The 19,887-nt window shown below is 56.6% G+C and carries 15 protein-coding genes and 1 pseudogene; 13 read left to right on the forward strand and 3 right to left on the reverse strand.

Annotation, left to right across the window (positions count from 1 at the left end):
* Positions 1–121: 121 nt before the first annotated feature.
* The 12 genes from HY028_05390 (at position 122) to HY028_05445 (ending at position 15,801) form a co-directional block, all read left to right on the forward strand.
* Positions 122–625 (forward strand): NAD(P)H-dependent oxidoreductase subunit E, encoded by a 504-nt coding sequence (locus tag HY028_05390; protein ID MBI3344278.1) that lies wholly within the window; start codon positions 122–124, stop codon positions 623–625.
* Positions 626–757: 132 nt separating this feature from the next.
* Positions 758–2,032, forward strand: a complete 1,275-nt coding sequence (gene nuoF, locus HY028_05395; protein ID MBI3344279.1) for an NADH-quinone oxidoreductase subunit NuoF — start codon at positions 758–760, stop codon at positions 2,030–2,032.
* Positions 2,033–2,045: 13 nt separating this feature from the next.
* Positions 2,046–4,415 carry an NADH-quinone oxidoreductase subunit G gene (locus tag HY028_05400; protein ID MBI3344280.1) on the forward strand — a complete coding sequence of 790 codons (2,370 nt, stop codon included), beginning with the start codon at positions 2,046–2,048 and terminating at the stop codon, positions 4,413–4,415.
* A 14-nt stretch (positions 4,416–4,429) separates the two neighbouring features.
* Positions 4,430–5,476 carry an NADH-quinone oxidoreductase subunit NuoH gene (nuoH, locus tag HY028_05405; GenBank protein MBI3344281.1) on the forward strand — a complete coding sequence of 349 codons (1,047 nt, stop codon included), beginning with the start codon at positions 4,430–4,432 and terminating at the stop codon, positions 5,474–5,476.
* 16 nt (positions 5,477–5,492) lie between these two features.
* Positions 5,493–5,981 (forward strand): NADH-quinone oxidoreductase subunit NuoI, encoded by a 489-nt coding sequence (gene nuoI / locus HY028_05410; protein MBI3344282.1) that lies wholly within the window; start codon positions 5,493–5,495, stop codon positions 5,979–5,981.
* Positions 5,982–6,080: 99 nt separating this feature from the next.
* Positions 6,081–6,695, forward strand: a complete 615-nt coding sequence (locus tag HY028_05415; GenBank protein ID MBI3344283.1) for an NADH-quinone oxidoreductase subunit J — start codon at positions 6,081–6,083, stop codon at positions 6,693–6,695.
* Positions 6,692–6,997, forward strand: coding sequence for an NADH-quinone oxidoreductase subunit NuoK (nuoK, locus tag HY028_05420; GenBank protein ID MBI3344284.1), 306 nt, complete (start codon positions 6,692–6,694; stop codon positions 6,995–6,997). The genes HY028_05415 and nuoK overlap by 4 nt, the downstream gene beginning before the upstream one ends.
* 3 nt (positions 6,998–7,000) lie before the next feature.
* Positions 7,001–8,965, forward strand: a complete 1,965-nt coding sequence (gene nuoL / locus HY028_05425) for an NADH-quinone oxidoreductase subunit L (GenBank protein ID MBI3344285.1) — start codon at positions 7,001–7,003, stop codon at positions 8,963–8,965.
* Between the two features lie 6 nt (positions 8,966–8,971).
* Entirely contained in the window at positions 8,972–10,486 is a 1,515-nt protein-coding gene (locus HY028_05430) for an NADH-quinone oxidoreductase subunit M (GenBank protein ID MBI3344286.1), read from the forward strand.
* A complete protein-coding gene (nuoN, locus tag HY028_05435; protein MBI3344287.1) occupies positions 10,483–11,940 on the forward strand; it encodes an NADH-quinone oxidoreductase subunit NuoN in 1,458 nt (485 codons plus the stop codon). The genes HY028_05430 and nuoN overlap by 4 nt, the downstream gene beginning before the upstream one ends.
* 197 nt (positions 11,941–12,137) lie before the next feature.
* Positions 12,138–13,172 (forward strand): c-type cytochrome, encoded by a 1,035-nt coding sequence (locus HY028_05440; protein ID MBI3344288.1) that lies wholly within the window; start codon positions 12,138–12,140, stop codon positions 13,170–13,172.
* A complete protein-coding gene (locus HY028_05445; GenBank protein MBI3344289.1) occupies positions 13,165–15,801 on the forward strand; it encodes an EAL domain-containing protein in 2,637 nt (878 codons plus the stop codon). Before HY028_05440 ends, HY028_05445 begins: the two co-directional genes overlap by 8 nt.
* 146 nt (positions 15,802–15,947) lie before the next feature.
* Here HY028_05445 and HY028_05450 read toward each other — a convergent pair whose 3' ends face one another.
* A complete protein-coding gene (locus tag HY028_05450) occupies positions 15,948–16,172 on the reverse strand; it encodes a hypothetical protein (GenBank protein MBI3344290.1) in 225 nt (74 codons plus the stop codon).
* Between the two features lie 463 nt (positions 16,173–16,635).
* A pseudogene (locus HY028_05455) lies at positions 16,636–17,871 on the reverse strand (ISAzo13 family transposase).
* Positions 17,872–17,995: 124 nt separating this feature from the next.
* Here HY028_05455 and HY028_05460 point away from each other — a divergent pair.
* A protein-coding gene (locus HY028_05460; GenBank protein MBI3344291.1) for an IS5 family transposase occupies positions 17,996–18,801 on the forward strand; the annotation gives its coding sequence in 2 pieces (ribosomal slippage) (positions 17,996–18,335 and positions 18,335–18,801; 807 coding nt in all).
* Positions 18,802–18,834: 33 nt separating this feature from the next.
* On the opposite strand, the gene HY028_05465 is transcribed toward HY028_05460, so the two are convergent.
* Entirely contained in the window at positions 18,835–19,845 is a 1,011-nt protein-coding gene (locus tag HY028_05465; GenBank protein MBI3344292.1) for a hypothetical protein, read from the reverse strand.
* Positions 19,846–19,887: the final 42 nt, after the last annotated feature.

Here is a 19,887-nt window from a genome sequence, read left to right on the forward strand (position 1 = left end):
GTACACTCTGCTGGGCAGGGAGCCCGAATGTCGCGGGCGCAGGGATGCGCAGGAGCGACCGCTTTCTCGCAGAATTCCGCCTTGCCTAAAGCCAAAATCCACTATTTTTAGAGATGCCCAGATGGCTGCCCAGATGAAGAGAAAATCCGATTTACTCCCTGAGTCTGTGCGTGCGGCGATAGACCGCGAATGTCTCAAGTATCCGCCGGAACAAAAGCGCTCGGCCTTGCTGGCCGCGCTGCGTTATACCCAGGAGGCCAACGGCGGATGGCTGACCACCGAGTTGATGGACGCCGTGGCCGATTGCCTTGACCTGCCGCCCATAGCGGTCTACGAGGTCGCCACCTTTTACACGCTGTACGATTTGAAACCGGTGGGCCGGCACAAGATCTATGTTTGCACCAATATCTCTTGTATGCTGTGCGGCTCCAGCGAGATTCTCGAACACTTCAAGAAACGGCTCGGTATCGAGCCCGGGCAGACCACCCCGGATGGCAGGTTTACCCTGAAGGTGGCGGAGTGTTTGGCCGCTTGCGCCGGAGCGCCATGCTGCCAGATCGGCAAGATCTACCATGAAAATCTCACGCCGGAAAAGATAGACGAGATATTAAGAGCTTATCCATAAATAACTTACCGCAGAGGACGCAGAGGAATACTCTCAAGGTTCTCCTCCGCGCCCTCCGTGGTGAAGCCTTCTCCCGCAAGGGACACAGGGGGAGCTATTTATGGATATGCTCTAAGCAGTTTGGACTAACCGATGGCCAACGAAGTCTGCTTTCGTAATTTGCATCTGCCGGAACCGTGGTCGCTGAAGACCTATCTCGGCACGGGCGGCTATGCGGCATGGAAAAAGATTCTGGCCGAAAAGACCGCACCCGACGAGATTATCAGCCAGGTGAAAAGGTCCGCTTTGCGTGGACGCGGCGGGGCCGGCTTTCCCACCGGCCTCAAGTGGAGCTTCATGTCGCGCGGCGCGCCGGGCCAGAAATACATCGTCTGCAACTCCGACGAGAGCGAGCCCGGCACCTTCAAAGACCGCGACATCATGCGCTATAACCCGCACCAGGTGATTGAAGGCATGGCGATCGCCGGTTACACCATCGGCGCGACGGTCGGCTACAACTATATGCGCGGCGAGTTTTGGGAGCCCTATGAGCGTATGGAGCAGGCGGTGCGCGAGGCGCGCGAGGCGGGGCTGTTGGGCGAGAATATCCTGGGTTCCGGTGTGGATTTTGACGTGAACAATCACCTGGGCGCGGGGGCCTATATCTGCGGCGAGGAGACCGGCCTGTTGGAATCCCTGGAAGGGAAAAAAGGTTTCCCGCGCTTCAAGCCGCCGTTTCCGGCGAGCTATGGGCTGTATGGCCGTCCCACCATCGTGAACAACACCGAGACGCTGGCCTCTGTCCCGCTCATCATGACCCACGGTGGTGAGTGGTTCTTAAAGCTGGGGAAACCGAATAACGGCGGTCCCAAGATTTTTTCGGTGTCGGGCCATGTCAACAAGCCGGGCAATTACGAAGTCCCGATGGGGACGCCGTTCGCCAAGCTGCTGGAGATGGCGGGCGGGGTGCGTAACGGACACAACCTCAAGGCGGTGATACCCGGTGGATCTTCGGTGCCGGTACTGCCCGCCGAGATCATCATGAATACCGACATGGACTACGATTCGCTCTCCAAGGCAGGCTCGATGCTGGGCGCCGGATCGGTGATCGTAATGGACGATAGTACCTGTATGGTTAATGCCTTAGCACGTATTTCTCATTTTTATTATGAAGAGTCGTGCGGCCAGTGCACGCCCTGCCGGGAGGGCACGGGCTGGCTGTCGCGGGTCATACACCGTATCGAACATGGTGAGGGGAGGGAGCAGGATCTCGACCTTCTGGTGGACATGGCGAACAAGATCGAGGGGCGCACCATCTGCGCCTTGGGCGACGCCGCGGCCATGCCAGTGGTGAGCTTTATCAAGCACTTCCGCGCTGAATTTGAGCATCACATCGAACATGGCCGCTGTCTGGCGGGCGCCCACTAGGCGGCAGATGCGCATGATTAACCTTGAGATTGATGGTAAAGCCGTCGAGGCGCGCGATGGCGTGATGCTGATCGAGGCCGCTGATGAGGCGGGCATCCCCATTCCCCGTTTTTGTTACCACAAGAAGCTCTCCATCGCGGCCAACTGCCGCATGTGTCTGGTGGATGTGGAGAAGGCGGCGAAGCCCTTGCCGGCCTGCGCGACGCCGGTGACCGAGGGCATGAAGGTCTACACCCAGTCCCCCAAGGCCATCATGGCGCAGAAGGGCGTGATGGAGTTTTTGCTCATCAATCATCCGCTCGACTGCCCGATCTGCGATCAGGGCGGCGAGTGCGAACTGCAGGACCTGGCGATGGGTTACGGGGCGAGCGCCTCGCGCTACCAGGAAAAGAAGCGCGTGGTGAAGGACAAGGACATCGGCCCGCTTATCATGACCGACATGACGCGCTGCATCCATTGCACCCGCTGCATACGCTTCGGCCAGGAGATCGCCGGCCTGATGGAACTCGGCGCTACCGGCCGCGGCGAGCACATGGAAATCGGCACCTATATCGAAAAGGCGATGGTCTCCGAGCTGTCCGGCAATGTCATTGACCTCTGTCCGGTGGGCGCGCTCACCTCCAAACCGTTCCGCTACACCGCCCGTGCCTGGGAGATGGCGCAGCGCGAGACGATCGCGCCGCACGACTCGGTCGGCTCCAATCTGTATCTGCACGTGCGTGATAACAAGGTGATGCGCGTGGTGCCGCGCGAGAGCGAGGAGATCAATGAGGTATGGATCTCCGATCGCGACCGCTTTAGTTATCAAGGCCTCAACAGTCCCGACCGGCTGCAAGTCCCCATGATTAAACGGCAGGGGGCGTGGGAGGAAACCGACTGGAACACTGCTCTGCAGGCGGTGGTAAAAGGTCTGCGCGGCGTGATTCAGTCTGACGGTGTTGAACAAATCGGCGCTTTGATCTCCCCGTCGGCGACGCTGGAGGAGATGTACCTGCTGCAACGTCTGATGCGCGGCCTGGGTGTGAGCAATATAGATCACCGCCTGAGGCAGGCTGATTTCAACGGCCAGGAATGGGCGCCGGTGTTCCCAAGTCTCGGCGCATCCATTGCTGAATTGCAGCAGCTCGATGCGGCATTGCTGATCGGTTCAAACGTGCGCAGTGAGCAACCGATCATTGCCCACCGTTTGCGTCAGGCCACTCAATGGAACAGCGCCCGTTTGATGTTCATCAACCCGGTGGACTATGACTTTGCCTTCCCGGTGGCGGAAAAGATCATCACCGATCCGGCCGGAATGGTGCGCGCGCTGGCGGGGATAGCAAAGGCCTTGTTGGAGACCGGCGGCCAACACATCCCCGCCGAGTTCGCAAAACTGTTGGCCACGGTACACCCCACTCCGACCGAGCGCAGTATCGCGCAACAATTAAAGAACGCGCAGGCTGCGGTGCTGCTCGGCAATCTGGCGCAGGCCCATCCTCAGTTCTCCATGCTCAATGCCCTGGCGAGCCGGATCGCCGAGCTGAGCGGGGCGCGATTCGGCCATCTGCCCGAAGCCGCTAATAGCGTGGGTGGCTGGATCGCAGGCGCCTTGCCGCATCGTGAGGCGGCGGGTAAGGCCGTCGCCGCACCCGGATTGGATGCTCATGCGATGCTGACAAAGGGGCTGAAGGCCTATGTCCTGTTTGGTATCGAAGCCGAATTTGACAGCGCCGATCCCGCAGCGGCGCTCAAGTCACTGCACAACGCCGAATTCGTCGTCGCACTTTCCGCCTTCAACAGCAAGGCGATGCGGGACTATGCCGACGTGCTGTTGCCGATCGGGGCCTTCGCTGAAACATCGGGCGCCTTCGTCAACGCCGAGGGCCGCTGGCAGAGCTTCGCCGGTGCTGTTTCGCCTGCCGGTGAGGCGCGGCCGGGGTGGAAGGTGTTGCGCGTGCTGGGTAATCTCTTTGCCGTGAATGGCTTTGATTACCTCTCTTCCGAAGAGGTGCGCGACGAAGTGCGGAGCCTGATAGATCAGTCCGGCAGCCAGGCGCCGGCCGGCCGTTGGACACCCGCCGAGTTACCCCACAGCACAGACGGCCTGACGCGTATTGCTGATGTGCCCATGTATGCTATGGACGGGCTGGTGCGCCGCGCGCAGGGCTTGCAAGAGACCGGCGAGTCACAAGATGCGACGCTGCGCCTCAATGCCGCGTCGGCCCGGCGCGCGGGTTTAAGCGCGGGCCAGTTCGCCCAGGCCCGGCAGGGCGAGGCGAGCGCGCTGCTCGCCGTGGAGATTGATGAACGGATCGCGGACGGCTGCGCGTTGATTTCCGCCGCATTACCTAAGAGCGCGGTTCTTGGACCTGCCTTTGGGACTATAACCGTCGAGCGGGCCTGAGGCGAGGGGATTATATGTTTGATTTCATCCCCCAAGCATGGGCGAGTACCCCGGTTACCGCACAAATCGTCCTCAAGATCCTGGCGATCGTGTTGCCGGTCACGCTTACCGTGGCTGCGCTGACCTATGCCGAGCGCAAGATCATCGGCTACATCCAGGTGCGCATCGGCCCCAACCGCGTAGGGCCGCGCGGCTGGCTGCAACCGATCGCCGATATCGTCAAGCTGCTGATGAAAGAGATCATCATTCCGTCAGGGGCAAACCGCGCACTGTTTATCATCGGGCCGATCTTGTCGCTGGCGCCGGCCTTGATCGCCTGGGCGGTCATCCCGTTCGACGGCACTCTGGTGCTCGCCGACATCAATGCCGGTCTGCTGTACGTGCTCGCAGTGACCTCGATGGGCGTCTACGGCGTGATCATCGCGGGCTGGGCATCCAACTCCAAGTACGCCTTCCTCGGCGCGATGCGTTGCGCCGCACAGATCGTTTCTTACGAGATCGCCATGGGCTTCGCCCTGGTGGCGGTATTGATCGCGGCGGGGAGTTTGAATCTCGGCGACATCGTGCGCGCGCAGGAGGGCAGTTTCGCGCACTGGTTCTGGTTGCCCTTGCTGCCGGTGTTTTTGGTTTATTTTATCTCCGGCGTGGCGGAGACCAACCGTGCGCCGTTCGACGTCGCCGAGGGCGAGTCGGAGATCGTCGCGGGGTTTCACGTTGAGTATTCCGGCATGGCCTTCGCGGTGTTTTATCTGGCCGAATACGCCAACATGATTCTGGTCTCAGCGCTCGCCGCGCTGATATTCCTGGGCGGCTGGCTGTCGCCGTTTGAAGGCATTCCTTTTGTGGAGCAGGTGTTTGCCTGGGTGCCCGGCATGATCTGGCTGCTCCTCAAGATCGCCGTTTTGCTGTTTTTGTTCTTGTGGTTTCGCGCCACCTTCCCGCGCTACCGCTACGATCAGATCATGCGTTTGGGATGGAAAGTGTTCATTCCCATCACGATTGTATGGTTGATAGTGGTGGGGCTTGCGGTACTCTATAAACTGCCTTGGTGGTTTGACTGATAAAGGTACTTATAGTATGAGCGCGATACGCAACTATATCAAAAGCCTGTTTCTGTGGGAACTGTTCGGCGGCTTGAGGCTGACCGGTAAATATCTTTTTTCCAAAAAGATCACCGTGCAATACCCGGAAGAGACTACCCCCCAATCCAACCGCTTCCGCGGCCTACACGCCCTGCGCCGCTATCCAAACGGCGAGGAACGCTGTATCGCCTGCAAGCTTTGCGAGGCAGTATGTCCGGCGGCGTGCATCACTATCGAGTCCGAGCAGCGTGCGGACGGCACGCGCCGCACCACGCGCTACGATATAGATTTGTTCAAATGTATTTATTGCGGATTTTGCGAAGAATCCTGCCCCGTGGACGCGATCGTCGAGACCCGGATCTTTGACTTTCACTTCGAAAAGCGGGGAGACAATATCATCACTAAAGGTAAACTGCTCGAGATCGGCGACCGTTATGAAAAGCAGATTGCCGCGGACAGGGCGCAGGATGCTTCTTATCGTTAAAGACAGATGCAAGATACAAGTTACAAGATACAAGAAAACAACTTCAGATTTTGTTTTCATCTTGTACCTTGTATCTTTTATCTTTTATCTTGCTTAATTATGACTGAACAAATCATCTTTTACCTTTTCGCCGCCATACTTGTCGGAGCGGCGCTCATGGTCATCACGGTGCGCAATCCCGTCCATGCGGCGTTGTTCCTGGTGCTTGCCTTCTTTACCAGCGCTGCGGTGTGGCTGCTGCTCGAGGCCGAGTTCCTGGCCATTACCCTGGTGCTGGTTTACGTGGGCGCCGTCATGGTGCTGTTCCTGTTTGTCGTGATGATGCTCGACATCAACATCGCCCCTTTGAGAGAGGGATTTGCCCGCTATCTTCCGGTTGGAGGGCTGGTGGCGGTGATTATCGCCGTGGAGATGGTAGTCGTGGTGGGGCCGCGTCACTTTGGTCTGGAACAAGTGGCGAGCCCTGCGAATGCTGCTGCGGATTACAGCAATACCCAGGCATTGGGCCGTGTGCTTTATACTGTTTATGCCTACCCATTTGAAATCGCCTCGGCGATTCTGCTGGTAGCGATCATCGCCGCGATCGCCTTGACCATGCGCAAGCGTCCTCAGGCCAAGTATCAGGATCCCGCGCAGCAGATACAGGTGAAGAGCGCGGATCGGGTGCGCATCGTGAAGATGGCGTCCGAAAAGCGGATAGGGAAACGGCAGTGATTGCATTATCTGATTTTTTGATTCTGGGGGCGGCCTTGTTCTGCATCAGCATGGCCGGAATCTTCCTCAACCGCAAAAATGTCATCATTCTGTTGATGGCGATTGAGTTGATGCTGCTCTCGGTCAACATGAACTTCATCGCCTTTTCTCATTATTTAGGGGACAGCGCCGGCCAGGTTTTCGTGTTCTTCATTCTCACTGTCGCCGCGGCGGAGTCCGCGATCGGCCTTGCAATACTCGTGGTGCTGTTCCGCAACCGGGGCACTATCAACGTTGATGACCTGGACTCCTTGAAAGGCTAGCCCATGGCTAACGTTTATCTGCTCATCCCGCTTGCCCCGCTGTTCGGCGCCATCATCGCAGGCCTGTTCGGCAAACAGATCGGCCGTGCCGGGGCGCATTGGGTGACGATCATCGGCGTCGCCACTTCCTTTCTGCTCTCGCTGCTGGTATTCAAGCAGATCATCATAGACCACGCCCCCGCGTACAACGCCTCCGTGTACACCTGGATGGTGAGCGACGGCGTGAAATTCGAGATCGGTTTCCTGGTAGATGAACTCACCGCGTTGATGATGGTGGTGGTGACGTTCGTATCGCTGATGGTGCACATCTACACCATTGGCTACATGCAGGATGACCCCGGCTACCAGCGGTTCTTCAGTTACATAGCGCTGTTCACCTTTTCCATGCTGATGCTGGTGATGGCCAACAATTTCCTGCAACTGTTCTTCGGCTGGGAGGCGGTGGGCCTCGTTTCATATCTGCTGATCGGTTTCTGGTATCAGCGCGAATCGGCGATCTATGCCAATCTCAAGGCATTCCTGGTGAACCGGGTGGGCGATCTCGGTTTCCTGTTGGGGATCGCGGCGATCTTGATGCACTTCAATACCCTCGATTATGCAGCGGTCTTTGAACGGGCGCCGCAGCTTGCCGGCGTCACGCTGGAAATCATGCCGGGTAGTCCCTGGCTACTCATGACCGTGATCTGCATCCTGTTGTTTATCGGCGCGATGGGCAAATCGGCGCAGGTGCCGCTGCATGTCTGGCTTCCCGACTCCATGGAAGGCCCGACACCTATCTCCGCGCTGATCCACGCCGCGACGATGGTGACTGCAGGCATCTTCATGGTCGCGCGCATGTCGCCGTTGTTCGAGCTTTCCGAAACGGCGCTCAGCTTTGTGCTGGTGATCGGCGCGATCACGGCACTGTTTATGGGACTGCTCGGCATTGTGCAAAACGATATCAAGCGCGTCGTCGCCTATTCGACGCTTTCGCATCTGGGCTACATGACCGTCGCGTTAGGGGCTTCGGCCTATGCCGGTGCGATCTTTCACCTCATGACCCACGCCTTCTTCAAGGCGCTGCTGTTCCTCGCGGCGGGTTCGGTCATCATCGCCATGCACCATGAACAGGATATTCGCACCATGGGCGGCTTGAAAAAATATCTACCCATCACCTATTGGACCTTTCTGATTGGAACCCTGGCGATGATTGGCTTTCCCGGCTTTGCAGGATTTTATTCCAAGCACGCCATCATCGATGCGGTGCGCGAATCGGTGCTCCCCGGCGCCGGATTTGCCTACGTCGCTGTGTTGAGCGGCGTATTCATCACGGCGTTGTACGGCTTCAGGCTGCTGTTTCTGGTATTTCACGGCAAGCCGCGTATGGACGAGCATACCAAACACCATCTGCACGAAAGCCCGTTGGTAGTTACCTTACCACTGCTGGCGCTGGCCATTCCTTCGGTCATCATCGGTGCGATCTACAACGGGCCGATGCTATTTCATGGATTTTTTGGCCAGTCTATTTTTGTCCTGCCGCAGCACGACGTACTCGCCGAGCTTGGCGTGGAGTATCAAGGCGTCCTGAGTTTCACCCTCCATGGCATGATGGGGCCGCCTTTCTGGCTCGCCGTAGCGGGGATACTGGTTGCCTGGTTCCTGTACCTGCATCGGCCTGAACTTGCGGGCCAGATCAAGCGCCGCTTTGCGGGGCTCTACGCCATCTTGGACCGGAAATACGGTTTCGATGAGTTCAATGATTTTTTCTTTGCCGGAGGCGCGCGCGATGTGGGCCGCGTGCTCTGGCAAACCGGGGATGTCAAGCTGATAGACGGCTTAATGGTCAACGGCACGGCGCGTAGCATCGGCTGGTTCTCATCAATCGTGCGTCAAATCCAATCCGGTTATCTTTACCACTACGCCTTTGCCATCATTGTCGGATTGATGCTGCTGCTGGGTTGGCCGTTGATAAGTTGGCTTACACACTAAAACATCATGCCCGAACATTTACCCCTGCTCAGTCTGGTCATCTGGATACCTATCCTGGGTGGTCTTTTACTGCTCGCCAGTGGAGAAAGTGCGCCGCAGCGCGCCCGTGTCCTGGCATTGGTGATCGCTGCGCTGACCTTGCTGGTGAGCATACCTCTCTATACCCGGTTTGATGCCGCGACTTCCGTGATGCAGTTTGTAGAACTGGCGCCCTGGATCACTGCCTTCAAAATTAACTACCACCTGGGAATAGACGGCATTTCCATGCCGCTGATACTGCTGACGACGTTCACCACACTGCTGGTCGTCATCGCAAGCTGGGAGGTGATTCAACACAAGGTCTCGCAATACATGGCCGCCTTTTTGATTATGGAAGGGCTCATGAATGGCGTGTTCGCCTCTCTCGATGCGATCCTGTTTTATGTCTTTTGGGAAGGCATGCTGATTCCGATGTTTCTCATCATCGGGATGTGGGGCGGGCCGCGCCGTGTCTACGCCACGATCAAATTCTTTCTGTACACCTTTCTGGGCTCGGTGCTGATGCTGGTCGCGCTACTCTATCTGTTTTTCCAGTCGGACAGTTTTGCGGTGCTCGACTACCATAATCTGAAAATCGGCATGACGGCCCAAATACTGATCTTTATCGCCTTCCTGCTCGCCTTCGCGGTCAAGGTGCCGATGTGGCCGGTGCACACCTGGCTGCCGGATGCCCACGTCGAGGCGCCGACCGGCGGTTCGGTGATCCTGGCCGCGATCATGTTGAAGATGGGCGCCTATGGCTTTGTACGGTTTAGTCTGCCCATTGCGCCCGACGCCAGTCACGAGTTGGACTGGCTGATGATCGCGCTGTCGTTGATCGCGGTGGTCTATATCGGATTTGTCGCCCTGGTGCAACAGGATCTCAAAAAACTCATCGCCTATTCTTCGATTTCGCACATGGGTTTCGTCACCTTGGGATTTTTCATCCCCTTTACGATCTTTGCCAAGACCGGCGGCATCCAGGGGGCCGCGCTGGGCGTAGAGGGCGGGTTGGTGCAGATGATCTCGCACGGCTTCGTGTCCGGCGCCTTATTCCTGTGCGTCGGTGTTCTGTACGACCGCCTGCACAGCCGCGAGATCAGCGCCTACGGCGGTGTCGCCAACACCATGCCGGTGTTTGCGAGTCTCATGGTGTTGTTTGCCTTGGCCAACGCGGGTCTGCCAGGGACCTCGGGCTTCGTCGGCGAGTTTATGGTCATACTGGGCGCCTTCAAGGCCAATTTCTGGTACGCCTTGCTGGCTGGCGTCACGCTGGTGCTGGGAGCAGCTTATACATTATGGATGGTGAAGCGTGTCATCTTCGGCAAGATCGCCAATGACGGGGTGGCGAGTCTTCAGGACATCAACCTTCGTGAGGGTATCGTACTGGCGACGCTGGCCGTGGCCGTGTTGTGGCTGGGTCTCTGGCCCGCGCCGCTCATCGATGTCATGCACCCCACCGTGCAGAATTTGCTCGAGCATATAGCCAAATCCAAGCTATGAACTTTGTGATGCCAAATTTCGCCCCCGCCATTCCTGAGATCTTTGTGCTGAGTATGGCCTGCCTGGTTCTCATCGTGGATCTCTTTCTGCGCGAAGACAACCGCATCATTACTTATTTGCTGACGCAGGCCACGCTGCTGGGCGCGGCGATTTTTACCCTGGCCTCCTACCCCGACCAGCTTACCCTGACATTTAGCGACACCTTCGTGCGCGACCGCATGGGCGACGTGTTGAAAATGTTTATCTATCTCGTCACCGCCGTGGTGTTTCTCTACTCGCGCGAGTATTTGCGTACCCGGCAGCTCTACAAGGGCGAATATTTCGTCGTGGGATTGTTCGCCGTGTTGGGAATGATGGTGCTGGTCTCCGCTCACAGTCTGTTGACGGTATACCTGGGGTTGGAATTGTTGTCGCTTTCGCTCTATACGATGGTCGCCATGCGGCGCGATTCGCTGGAGGCCTCCGAGGCCGCGATGAAATACTTCGTGCTGGGCGCGCTGGCCTCGGGGCTGCTGCTCTACGGCATGTCCATGCTGTATGGCGTCACCGGTACGCTGGATATAGCGCAGATCAGTGCCGCAGTGGCGCACAGCGTGCAAGCAGGGCAGGGGGCGGGGACGAACGTTGTGCTGGTATTTGCATTGGTGTTCATCATCATCGGCGTCATGTTCAAGCTCGGCGCCGCGCCGTTTCACATGTGGATACCCGACGTCTATCACGGCGCGCCCACGTCGGTGACGCTGTTTATCGCCGGTGCGCCCAAGATCGCCGCCTTCGCCATGCTGATGCGCCTGATGGTGGAGGGTCTCGGTCACCTGCATGTCCAGTGGCAGGACATGCTCATCATCCTGTCGGTGTTATCCATGGCGGTCGGTAACATCATCGCCATCGCCCAGGCCAATCTGAAGCGCATGCTCGCCTACTCAACGATCGCCCACGTAGGCTTTTTGTTATTGGGTGTACTGAGCGGAAGCCAGTTGGGCTACTCGGCGGCGATGTTTTATATCATCGCCTATGCCATCATGAGCATAGGCGGTTTCGGCATGATTATCCTGTTGGGCCGCACCGGGTTCGAGGCCGACCGGCTGGACGATTTCAAGGGCTTGAACCAGCGCAGCCCGTGGTTCGCCTTCATGATGTTGATCCTGATGTTTTCTATGGCGGGCGTACCGCCCACACTGGGTTTTTACGCCAAGCTCTCGGTGCTCCAGGCCGTGGTCCATGCCGATTTGGTCTGGCTTGCAGCGTTCGCCGTGCTGCTCTCGGTCATCGGGGCGTTTTACTACCTGCGCATCATCAAGCTCATGTACTTTGACCAGCCCGAAGACGCCACGCCTCTCGATGCCAGCCTCGACATGCGCGTGGCGATGACCGCGAACGGTCTGGCCGTGCTTGCCTTGGGCATCTTCCCCGGTGCTCTGCTTGCTCTGTGCGCCGGCGCGCTCAGCCGCTGATAGCCATTTCTCCTGCTTCATACTCACCGTTTAAGCGTTTACCCGCCGCTTATCGGACTCTAACAAGCCTAAATCGTCCTATCACCCGCTAAATTTATACTCTGCCCGGAGTAGGCATGTTATTTGCTACGTAGAATCGGACAGAAGCCCTCGAGTAAAGTGCCGAATAGCTGCAACCAGAATACTATAAACCGGATATGAAAAGACGCCGTTACCTGCCATTCCTGATACTCGCCTATGCAGTGCTAGCTCTGGCGCCATGGTGGTGGCTGGATTCTTCACAGTCCTCCGCCTCCATCACCGAGACCCCATTCACAGAATCTACCCTCGGGGCGGCAGGTAATGAGCCCATTCAACCCATTCCGCAGCGTGTTGAGTTAAATAAAGACAAGGTTGCCCTGGGCGAGCGTCTATTTCACGATTACAGGTTTTCGCCCGACGGTAGCATGGCCTGCGTAACCTGCCATATTTTCAAAAAAGGGGGTACAGACAACCAGTCTCACTCTCCTAAAGTAGACGGCAAACCCACCGCCGTAAATACCTTGACGATATTTAACTCCAGTCTCAATTTCAGGCTGCATTGGAACGGGGAGTTTGCCCGCCTCGAAGACCAGATTGACAGGGTGCTCAAAGTCAGCTTAAAGACCACCTGGCAGGAAATCATCCCTAAACTTAAACAAGACCCCAACTACGTCGCCGAATTTTCCAGAATCTATCGCGATGGCATGCAAATTTCCACCATCAAGGACGCCATAGTAACTTACGAGCGGTCTCTTATCACCCCTAACTCCCGTTTCGATAGATATCTGCGAGGCGACCAACAGGCGATTACGGAACAGGAAAAACGTGGCTATTATCTATTCAAATCCTACGGCTGTGTCGCCTGCCATCAGGGCGTCAATGTGGGCGGAAACATGTTTCAGAAATTCGGCGTGATGAACGGTTACTTTGCCGACCGCGGAAATATCACGGAGGCAGATCTGGGCCGCTTCAATATCACTCAGCAGGAGGAAGACCGGCACCGGTTTCGTGTCGCCAGCCTGCGTAACGTGGCGCTCACCGCACCTTACTTCCATGACGGTTCGGCGCAGACCTTAGAGGATGCCATCAAGGTTATGGCCCGTTATCAATTAGGACGGCCCATTCCGCACCAGGATATCGAATACATCATCGCCTTTCTGAACACCTTGACCGGTCAATATAAAGGGAAATCCCTTTCCGACTATGAGTAACTTTCTTTCCAAGTTCAGCGCTGCGCTAGTAGTACGCGTTTTTCTGGGCCTGGCTGCCATTTCGCTGTTATCCTTTTTATACGTGCAAACACAATCGTTCAATCAACAGCAGCATAACAGAATCGTCGCCAATCTCAGCCAGTTCAAACAGCTCGACGCCACCCTCAATCAGGATGTCATCGAATCGCGCTCACACCTGCTCAATAACTACGACCCTATCGTCCGCAGCCTGACGCGGTTGCACGCCATCACTAATGATTTCGTCACCGGTCCCTCCAGTATCTATCATCGGGGGCAGACGGACATAGACGCACAGATAGATGCGCTGAACGATATGGTAAGAGAGAAGGAGGGTTTTGTAGAGCGCTTTAAGTCGCACAACGCCATCCTCAACAATTCACTGAAATATTTCCCGGTGGTCACCGCTGAGCTGATCAACCTTGTCAGGGCATCAAAGGGCGGCGATGATTTGACCCTGCTGCTCGGCAAGCTATTAACCGACGTGCTCATTTACAATCTCACCGCAAGCCCGGAGCTTAAACAACAAATCGGCCGCTCCCTGGACAGCCTGGCGGGCAAACGCGACTCGGTCTCACCGGAAGTGCTCAGCAGCCTTGACATCCTGATTTCGCATGCACGTACCATTCTGGTCAACAAGGGCGAAGTAGACGGCTTGGTGGCCGGAATCATACACGCGCCTAGCGCCCAGGCCGCCGACAAACTTATTCGGTCTTACCAAGCCTACGTCAACCAAAGCATGCGGCGCGTCAGTGTGTATCGCTTCTACCTCTACCTGTTTTCGATTACGTTGCTCGCCTATATCATCCACATCCTGTTTAAACTTAGATATACCGCCGATGAACTGGCCGACGATATTATGGAGCGTAAACAGGCGGAGGCGGCGCTATTCCGCGAAAAGGAACGTGCTCAGGTTACGCTCGAATCCATCGGCGACGCCGTGATCACCACCGATACGGCGGGGCATGTCGAATACCTTAATCCTGTGGCGGAGTCACTCACCGGCTGGACTGGCCCGGAGGCGCGCGGCCTGCCTCTGCAGCAGGTGTTTCATGTCCTTAATGAGCTTACCCGTGAAACAGTCGCCAACCCGGTCGAAAGCGTGATACAGGAAGGCAAAACCATAACCCCCAGCGGGCACGCCGTGCTGGTGCAGAAGAGCGGCGGAGAGTTTTCCATCGAGAAATCCGCGGCGCCCATACGCGATCGTGACGGCGCCGTCGTCGGCGTCGTGCTGGTGTTCCGCGATGTCAGCCATTCGCGCAGGATGGCCGCGCAACTCCAACATCAGGCAAGCCACGACGCCTTGACCGGGCTTATCAACCGGCGGGAGTTCGAGCGCCGTCTGGCCAGAGCGCTTGCAAGCGTGGACAAGCTGCACACCCAACACGCGCTGCTCTATCTTGATCTCGACCAGTTCAAAATCGTCAATGACACATGCGGGCACATCGCCGGTGACGACCTGTTGCGCCAGATCACCAGCCTCCTGCAGATACGCCTGCGTGAGCGGGATACCTTGGCGCGCCTCGGCGGTGACGAATTCGGCGTGTTGCTGGAACATTGCCCTCCCGAACAGGCGGCCCGTATCGCCGACGAATTGCGCCAGACAGTGAAAGATTTCTATTTTGTCTGGCAGGAAAAGGCCTTCACGATGGGCGTCAGCATCGGCTTGGTGAGCTTCTGTGATGCGACCCTGTCGCTGGCGGAGATTTTAAGCTCAGCCGATACCGCCTGTTATATCGCCAAGGACAAAGGCCGCAACCGGGTGCATGCCTATCATCCCGAAGACAGCGAGCTTGCCCTGCGTCATGTTGAAATGGAATGGGTGGGGCGTATCCACAAGGCCTTTGAAGAAAATCGTTTTCAGCTCTATTCGCAAGAAATCATCTCCCTCCATTCTGCCAACGGAACACCCGGCGACCATGCGGAACTATTGATCCGTATGCTCGATGAGGAAGGGAGCCTGGCGCCGCCGATGGCGTTTATTCCGGCGGCGGAACGTTATAATCTCATGCCGGCCATAGACCGCTGGGTGGTGCGTACCGCCTTCGCCCATTACGCCCGACTACATGCGGCTCACGAACCCGGCGATGAGCAAATGATTATCCGCTGGACCATCAACCTGTCCGGTACATCACTGAGCGATGAGCATTTTCCCCAGTTCGTACAGGAGCAGTTTTTACTCTTTGGGGTGCCTTATCAGGCGATCTGTTTTGAGATCACCGAAACCGCGGCGATTTCCAATCTCGGCAAGGCCGTGCACTTTATACAGGAATTACGGAAATTGGGTTGCAGCTTCTCGCTGGATGATTTCGGCATCGGCCTGTCTTCGTTTGCCTACCTGAAACACCTTCCGGTGGACTATTTGAAGATAGACGGCAGTTTCATCAAGGATATGGCTCACGACCCGATAGACCGTGCGATGGTTGAAGCGATCAACAATATCGGCCATGTAATGGGAATACAGACCATCGCCGAGTTCGTCGAAAACAAGGAAACCCTGGCCATGCTAAAGCAGATCGGGGTAGATCATGCCCAAGGCTACGGTATAGCTAAACCACAGCCGTTTGATACCATCACTCACTACCAACTGGTGAGCGAGGCGTCTTGAGTATTATGGGCTGGGACTGGTTATCTCATAAAGACAGGAATAATAATCGCCGCCAATAGCCCCAGTATGGGTAGCAAAAGAAAAAGAATAAGCATCCATATTGCTTCCTTTCTAAACATTTTAAAAACATCCCGTGTCTGTGCTGCTTATGCCCGCTCCACATATTCACCCGTACCGGTGTTGATTTTGATACGGTCGCCCACGCCGATGAATTGCGGCACCAGGATGCTTAGCCCCGTCTCTAATGTTGCCGGTTTGTAGGAGCTGGTCGCGCTATGTACAAGTACCTGAAGTTCGCTAAGATAATAATATTGTCGATACGCGCTTCCTCTCCCAAAGAGGCAGGATGGAGTCAAGCGTCTATTGGCCACGGGCTGTTATCCCTAATCCTCGCAACAGTGATTTTCGCGCCAGTACCAGGCTTGGCCGCTGGTGCTGCTGTGGAAACCATGATCGTCGAAATCTTCGTGAACGGAGGTAGCGACACAGCGAATCCCGGAACCACATGCCTAAAGCTCTCCAGCCCTGTGTCTCCACAATGCACTTCAGGGCTCGTCGCGATACCCAATAGTAACAGCAAGTTGCTTGCTGCTGCGTTAACTGCGAAAGCAACCAGAACTAATTCTTGGTTTTATTACGACGACGCCGGAGTAACACAGCATTGCCCGGGTTTGGTATTTATTCCTTGCAGTGTTATTTCCATTTCTGTGAAGTAGTGAGTCAATGTCGCTGAAGGGTAGGTTTTCGTCGGCATGTGTAGCAGCAGTTCTGCTTCATCTGGGGAAGTAGTAATAACGATCTACCACCCTAAGGCCTCACGTGAAAATAAGTTGATCAAGTTTTCTTGCGTAGCGGCAGGAGTGTGTAGTTCCAGTCGCCATGAAACTTGGCCAACTTGAGATTGAGTCCGCTTAGTTCGGCGTCGGTGATCTTGAGGCCGATCGGATAGGTGCCTCGATCCAGTTCGGCGCGGATTTTCAATCCGGCCTGCGTTGTTGTGTTCGCAATCAGATTGATGATGACGTCGTGACTCACCAAAGGCCGCCCCCGCCAATTCTGGGTGATGTGGCAGAACATGCGATGCTCGATCTTGTTCCACTTGCTGGTTCCCGGCGGGAAGTGGCACACGTGGATCGGCATGCCCAGGCGCACCGCCAATCCTTGCAGCGCCACCTTCCACAAGCGGCTCCGGCTGCCGTTGCTGCCACCGCCGCCGGCCGTGATCAATAGTTCCTTGGCATCCGGGTATCGCTTGGCACCCATCTTCTTCCACCATCGGCCAATGGCTTGCACGGCGAACTGCGCCGTGTCGTGATCGATGCCCACGCTCACCCAGCCCTCGTTCTTGCTCAGATCGAACACCCCGTAGGGAATGACCTTGACCAGTTGCGGGTCCGGGAAGTCGTGCACGTCCACCTCTTCGGGCTCGCCCTTGGGCTGCCACTCGCGCCCGCCGTTCTTGAACTGGCCTACGAGTTCTTTCTTCTTCGTGTCCACCGAGATCACCGGCTGACCGCGCTGCTGAAGCCGCTGGACCATCGTGTTGATATGCTCGAACTGAGCATTGCGATCCGGATGCGTTGCTCCTTCCTTCGTCTTGCGATGGCTCTGCAAGCTGTAGCCAGCCGCCCTCAGTAATGCGCCCGCCGTCCACGCCCCGATGGGGTGCGCCTGCCGCGTCAATTCCTCTGCCAAGCGGGCGGTGCTCTTGCACGTCCAACGCAACGCCGGCTGCGGATCTCCACGGCTCACCGGCCCGCATCCGCCACAGCCTTAGGATTATTCTTGCGCGCCTCCAACCCGGCAACGCCCTTGCGGCCGCCTCCTTTTCCGGCGCAGGCCCGCATCCGCCACAGCCTTAGGATTCTTCTTGCGCGCCTCCAACTCGGCCATGCCCTTGCGGATCGTGTTGCGTGACATGCCGGTCGCATCGCTCACCGCGCTCAAACCACCCCAGCCATAGGTCTGTGCTTCCGTCGCCGCCCATTGCCGGCGCATCCGTTCATCCATCAATGGCGCAAGAGAACGGTATCGTGATTTGATCTGCCGGATTGCGGATGCGACATGCATCTACGCTTTAGACCACAGCGCACAATATTGGTCAAGTTATTTTCACGTGACGCCTAAGAGCATCTAACAAAATGAACAAACTACCTTTACAATGCCGCGCATCTTACTGTCTGGAGGGACAAAGATGCCGCGCCAACGGGTGGATGACGAGCTATGGTCAATAATCGAACCCCTACTGCCGCCCACCAAGCAGCGGCGCAAGCGATATCCGGGCCGCAAGCCACTGGCGTACCGGCAGGTACTGACGGGGATTCTGTTTGTGTTGAGGTCGGGTATTCCGTGGGAGATGCTGCCACAGGAGATGGGTTGTGGATCGGGCATGACCTGTTGGCGGCGGCTGCGTGCCTGGCAGAAAGCCGGCGTATGGGACCGGCTGCACGCGGTCCTATTGGCCAAGTTACGCGCGGCGGACCGGATCGATTTCTCCCGCGCCGTGGCTGACTCGTCTTCGATACGTGCCGTGCACGGGGGAAAAAAACGGGACCGAACCCTACCGATCGCCGTAAAGCCGGGAGTAAACACCACCTCCTCACGGACGCGCAAGGCATTCCGCTGAATGTTATTCTGACCGAAGCCAATCGCAATGACCTCACGCAGCTGCGGCCGCTGGTGGATGGCATCCCTCCGATTCGCGGCAAGCGCGGCGTGGCGAAGCGTAAACCCGACTTGATCCAGGCAGACCGGGGTTACGATTCCGAACCCCATCGTCAAGCGTTGGTCGAGCGCGGCATCGCCCCCCAGATCGCAAAGCGACGTACCGAACACGGCAGCGGCCTGGGCAAGACACGCTGGGTGGTGGAACGCACCCTTGCTTGGCTGCATCAGTTTCGTCGCCTTCGTGTTCGTTACGAGAAGCTGGCCTATATCCATGAGGCATTCCTCGCTATCGGCTGCGCATTGATCTGTTGGCGCTTTCTCAAGACAGCATGAGAACTCATTTTGTTAGACGCGCTAAGGATAGAGCTATTTTATGGGGTATCCGAACTCTATGCCTCGACGGAATAGTTTTGCGGCGAGTTTTTGCCTGACCATATGTACAGCAAATTTCCCCAGTAGCCTAGTCCGCCTGCTCGCATCGCGAGCCTGCCAGATTTTGTAAGCGGGAAGTACAGAATCACAGATGAAATTCACCCACTGTGCACTGATAGCCGCGACCGTGTAGTCACGAGCCCGGCGGGCGCCGTGCTCGATCATGTTCCGGTAAAGTACCGGGTCGGTTTTTAGCCGTTGAATAGCCGCACAAACATTATCCATATTATGTACGGGGATATAATCGAGTTCACTGTTCCGAATTCCTGCAAATGCCGGCTCGTTGCTCAACAACGCCGGGACGCCTGCAAGCCAGGCATTATAGAGCTTGGTGGCAGGCTTGTGCCGGAACATGAGCGGCAGTTCGTCACGATAGGCCAGTAGAACGTCAATATCAGAGTAGTCATACCAAGCTTTGGTTCGAATTTCAAAGCTGACTCCGAGTTTCTGTAGTGCATCACGCAACTCCGAACCTCGAAACCAATTTGGCGCCGCTGAGTCCCGCCCCAAGTAACCGACAGTTTTGAGCATATTGCCTCTGCCTGGATTGCGGGACACAAGGCCCGGCTGAGGCCAGTGCCGCAGATAGTGTCGCTCAGGAGTATCCGGCAACAAGTTATTTTGCCTTACCTCTTGTTGACAAATATAGAGTGGCGGGCGATCTGCGCGGATGCCAACGACAAAACTTCGGTAAGCCCCACCAAAAAAGTCATTCAAGTCGTCTCGATGGGCTATGCAAATCTTTCCGGGAATGAAATGGTCAGAAAACCTACAAAAGATTCCCAAGGCAGCCAACGGTTCGCGCACTCGCAGGAATGTCTGGGCAATCCAAACGTCAACTCCGCTACGGAATTCTTCGGGATGCTGATCCACGAATGCGGTGTTTTTAGCCTCGATAGAGCGCCACTTGGAAAAAGCTTTTCGGCTCACAAAATAAATGTCCATAACCCAGACTCTCCAGAACCTATATCAGAATGGGCTGGGGAT

This window comes from Gammaproteobacteria bacterium (assembly GCA_016195665.1).
Classification (GTDB): domain Bacteria; phylum Pseudomonadota; class Gammaproteobacteria; order SURF-13; family SURF-13; genus JACPZD01.

Excerpts from the sequence above, each read along its gene's own strand:
- HY028_05390 (MBI3344278.1), top strand. The coding sequence starts at position 122 with ATGGCTGCCCAGATGAAGAGAAAATCCGATTTACTCCCTGAGTCTGTG.
- nuoF (MBI3344279.1), top strand. The coding sequence starts at position 758 with ATGGCCAACGAAGTCTGCTTTCGTAATTTGCATCTGCCGGAACCGTGG.
- HY028_05400 (MBI3344280.1), top strand. The coding sequence starts at position 2,046 with ATGATTAACCTTGAGATTGATGGTAAAGCCGTCGAGGCGCGCGATGGC.
- nuoH (MBI3344281.1), top strand. The coding sequence starts at position 4,430 with ATGTTTGATTTCATCCCCCAAGCATGGGCGAGTACCCCGGTTACCGCA.
- nuoI (MBI3344282.1), top strand. The coding sequence starts at position 5,493 with ATGAGCGCGATACGCAACTATATCAAAAGCCTGTTTCTGTGGGAACTG.
- HY028_05415 (MBI3344283.1), top strand. The coding sequence starts at position 6,081 with ATGACTGAACAAATCATCTTTTACCTTTTCGCCGCCATACTTGTCGGA.
- nuoL (MBI3344285.1), top strand. The coding sequence starts at position 7,001 with ATGGCTAACGTTTATCTGCTCATCCCGCTTGCCCCGCTGTTCGGCGCC.
- HY028_05430 (MBI3344286.1), top strand. The coding sequence starts at position 8,972 with ATGCCCGAACATTTACCCCTGCTCAGTCTGGTCATCTGGATACCTATC.
- nuoN (MBI3344287.1), top strand. The coding sequence starts at position 10,483 with ATGAACTTTGTGATGCCAAATTTCGCCCCCGCCATTCCTGAGATCTTT.
- HY028_05440 (MBI3344288.1), top strand. The coding sequence starts at position 12,138 with ATGAAAAGACGCCGTTACCTGCCATTCCTGATACTCGCCTATGCAGTG.
- HY028_05445 (MBI3344289.1), top strand. The coding sequence starts at position 13,165 with ATGAGTAACTTTCTTTCCAAGTTCAGCGCTGCGCTAGTAGTACGCGTT.
- HY028_05465 (MBI3344292.1), bottom strand. The coding sequence starts at position 19,845 with ATGGACATTTATTTTGTGAGCCGAAAAGCTTTTTCCAAGTGGCGCTCT.